This is a genomic window from Citricoccus sp. NPDC055426, assembly GCF_040677445.1.
In the GTDB taxonomy this organism is placed as follows: Bacteria; Actinomycetota; Actinomycetes; order Actinomycetales; family Micrococcaceae; genus Citricoccus.
Genome location: NZ_JBFARZ010000024.1, coordinates 1 through 3,262 on the forward strand (window position 1 = coordinate 1; position 3,262 = coordinate 3,262).

The following is a 3,262-nucleotide window of genomic DNA, read 5'->3' on the forward strand; positions in this document are numbered from 1 at the left end:
CCATGGGCATGCTCAACCACCATTTCGCAGCAGCCGCCTGATCGGCGCAGAGCGACAGCCTACCTCTGACTGCCGCCAATCTTTGCAACAGAGCCTTTGCGTCAATGCAGGGAGATAGCGAAGAGCGCGCTTCAACGGAGATGCTCGAATGGGTCCACGACGGATTGGAGTCCGTGGTCGCGGCAGACGTAGATGATTCGCACGCCGTACCCGTCGGCGCCGCTCGGCTCGGGGTCGCATTCTGCGCGGCAGACGTTACAGAGCCGGTGCTCGTTGCTCCCCCAGACCGTGACCTCGATATCGTCGGGGATCTCCATTCCGTCGAACTCCATATGCGGAGGTTAGCTGTCGCGGATTGAGTCGTGTCAAGATGCGGCACCGATGCTAAACCGCCGTTACCTATGGTCATCGCGCCGGTCGCGCACTCGACGCTTAGTTCTTGAGGTACTCGAGGACGGCGATGACGCGCTTGTTCCCTGTGCGCTCGTTAAGGTCGAGCATGGTGAAGATGCTGCTGATGTGCCGTTCCGCGATCGCGACGCGACATGCACACGGTCCCTGATTTGCTCGTTTGTGAGCCCCGTAGCCATGAGCGAATCGTCAGTATCGCGGAGGAGGTGCTGCGGGAGCGGGAAAGGATTGACCTTACTGACGCAGAGACCCAAAGTGCGAGCATCCCTCATCGCTTTGATGCCAGCCCTTCAACCATTGCAACTAACCCGAACTCGAAATCTAGGTCTTGATCGACAGGCTCACATCCGTTGTCGAGCGCTGTTTGTTCTTCTAGTACGAAACCGACCGTATAGCGGCTGATAGCCATGAGAGCTCGGACCGCAGAGCCCTCAGCGAATCCTTCGGACACGAGAAACTCGATCTGACTTTCGGGGGCATCCGAGCCCGCTGGCATCTGGTCACTCTTTTGACGGTGAAACTCTGCGTGCAGCCGTGCTCCATCCCGGACTGCCAGAAGCGCTGTCCGGAAGCTCCGCGCGTTGCGCAGGAGAAAGTCGTCCCAGCGCTCCCCTGACTCTGGGAGTGAGGCGTGGTGTTCGCGATCAAGCACATCAGCTGCGAGCGATCCGAGCAGGTGGGCCTTTGTCCGAAAGTGCCAGTAGAGCGCTGGCTGCTGCACCCGCAGATGCGCAGCCAGCGCCCGTGTGGTGAAACCGTCGATCCCCGTGTTATTGAGCACATGCCTCGCACCGCGCAAGACTGCTGCACGATCGAGTCGCGCTTGTTTCTGAGCCATGCTTGCACTTTATCATCGATAACTTTATCGTTGATAAGGTGTCATCTCTCACTTCCGCTCGTGGCTCGTTGGCCACGGTCCTCATCACGGCTAGCCTCGACGCCGCCGGCATGGGCCTGGTGATGCCGATTCTTCCCGCACTGCTACACGAGGCAGGGGTCACCGCTGATGCGGTTCCGCTGAACGTCGGAGTGCTGATCGCGCTCTACGCGGTAATGCAGTTCATCTTTGCCCCCGTACTGGGAACGCTGTCGGACCGATTCGGCCGCCGCCGGGTGCTGCTTGTTTCCCTGGCCGGTGCGACCGTCGACTATCTCGTGCTCGCCACGACGTCCGCTCTGTCGGTGTTCTATATCGCCCGCGCAGTGGCTGGGATAACCGGAGCGACCAATGCGGTCACCGCCACCGTGATCGCCGACATCACGCCACCCCACCAGCGCGCCAAGCGTTTCGGTTTACTCAGTGCCTGCTATGGCGGCGGAATGATCGCGGGGCCAGCCATGGGTGGACTGTTCGGTGCCATCTCGCCACATCTGCCGTTTTTGCTCGCTGCTCTTCTCTCAGCGAGCAATCTGGCACTCACCTTTATCCTGTTACGCGAGACCCGTCCTGATTCCCCTGCGCGCTCTGCGTCGCTCGCTCAGCATCGTGGTCGCCCCGGCCTCAGCGCGGTGCCTGGGATTACCTTCCTATTAATCGCATTCGGCCTTGTTCAATTCATTGGGCAGGCTCCAGGTGCGACCTGGGTGCTGTTTACTGAACACCGCCTCGACTGGAGTCCCGTCGAAGTTGGAATCTCCCTGTCCGTTTTCGGGATCGTACAGGTTCTCGTGCAGGCCCTCCTTACTGGCCGCATCGTGGAGTGGATCGGTGAGGCAAAAACAGTCATCATCGGGTGTATTACCGACGCCTTGGGTCTCGTAGGCCTGGCGATTGTCACTGACGCATTTTCCATGGCACCTATCTTGGCGGCACTGGGGATCGGTGGCATCGGCCTCCCCGCTCTGCAAACCCTTCTCTCCCAGCGCGTCGATGAACAGCACCAAGGGCGCCTCCAGGGTGTGCTCGCCAGCATCAACAGCGTCACATCGATCTTCGGACCGGTCGCTTTCACAACGATCTTCGCGCTCACTTACATCAACGCCGACGGCTTCCTCTGGCTCTGCGCCGCAGCACTCTACGTGCCCTGCGTGATTCTCATCATGCGTGGTACAGCAGCGTCCCCGAAGTTCGGCTCTTGGGCGAGCGGCGACTCGATGTGAGTTGTGAGACGTGAGCAGGAGCAACACGGCGGCGACACTGCTTCGCCATGGCCGACTAGCGAGACGGCGCCACCGGGAAACTCGGCATCATCTACCAAGGACAGGTCAGCTGGGAGCCTGATAGACCCATCGAAATGTGCGTGCCGATCGCGGAGAAGGGCCGGGCGCATCGGATCGAGCCATAGCACCATGAGTCTTCACGGAAGTGCGTCGACGGAGACTTGGTTGTGAACCGGGCCAAGGGAGAGCTGGAGGCCCTCTCCGAGTGGCTTGCCGATGACATGAGCTGGACGCTCATCGAGAAATCCACACACAGCGGCCCCAGTGCAGCCCGAGAGGTGCGCCCGCCGTTCTCCCGAGCGGGTGGAGGTCATTTCTGTCGTCACCCACGGACGACGCGCTTCCTGCGACGGCTACCTCGAGGCTGGAGGAATGCGCGTCCGTTTCAGCCATGCGTTCCGCTTCGTCAGCACCCCCAAGACCTCGATGATCGCAGAACTGCGACGCTACTGCATCGAGACGCAGGTTGACTGAGGCCTGTGCGGACAGCACGAACGACCCTTGAGCCCGTAATCTGGGAACCGCAGAAACTACCCGATCGAAACGCAACTACTTTGCCGACCCTACGGGGTTGGCTCGCGGTCGTCGTCCTTGGCCGGGCTCTGTTGCAAAAATCGTGAAGCTTGAGCATGCTTGGCGGAGATTGGACGGACGGAACGATGACGGATTTCAAGTGGCGCCATTTCCAGGG

The 3,262-nt window shown here is 60.5% G+C and carries 3 protein-coding genes; 1 reads left to right on the plus strand and 2 read right to left on the minus strand.

Features of this window, described 5'->3' with window-relative positions:
* Window positions 1–131 precede the first annotated feature (131 nt).
* Window positions 132–332, minus strand: coding sequence for a hypothetical protein (locus tag AB0K08_RS16915; RefSeq protein WP_069408167.1), 201 nt, complete (start codon window positions 330–332; stop codon window positions 132–134).
* 347 nt (window positions 333–679) lie between these two features.
* Window positions 680–1,249 carry a TetR/AcrR family transcriptional regulator C-terminal domain-containing protein gene (locus AB0K08_RS16920; protein WP_005882738.1) on the minus strand — a complete coding sequence of 190 codons (570 nt, stop codon included), beginning with the start codon at window positions 1,247–1,249 and terminating at the stop codon, window positions 680–682.
* Between the two features lie 38 nt (window positions 1,250–1,287).
* On the opposite strand from AB0K08_RS16920, the gene tet(33) reads away from it, so the two are divergent.
* Complete coding sequence (tet(33), locus tag AB0K08_RS16925) at window positions 1,288–2,511, plus strand: tetracycline efflux MFS transporter Tet(33) (protein ID WP_010991840.1); 1,224 nt, start codon at window positions 1,288–1,290, stop codon at window positions 2,509–2,511.
* Window positions 2,512–3,262: the final 751 nt, after the last annotated feature.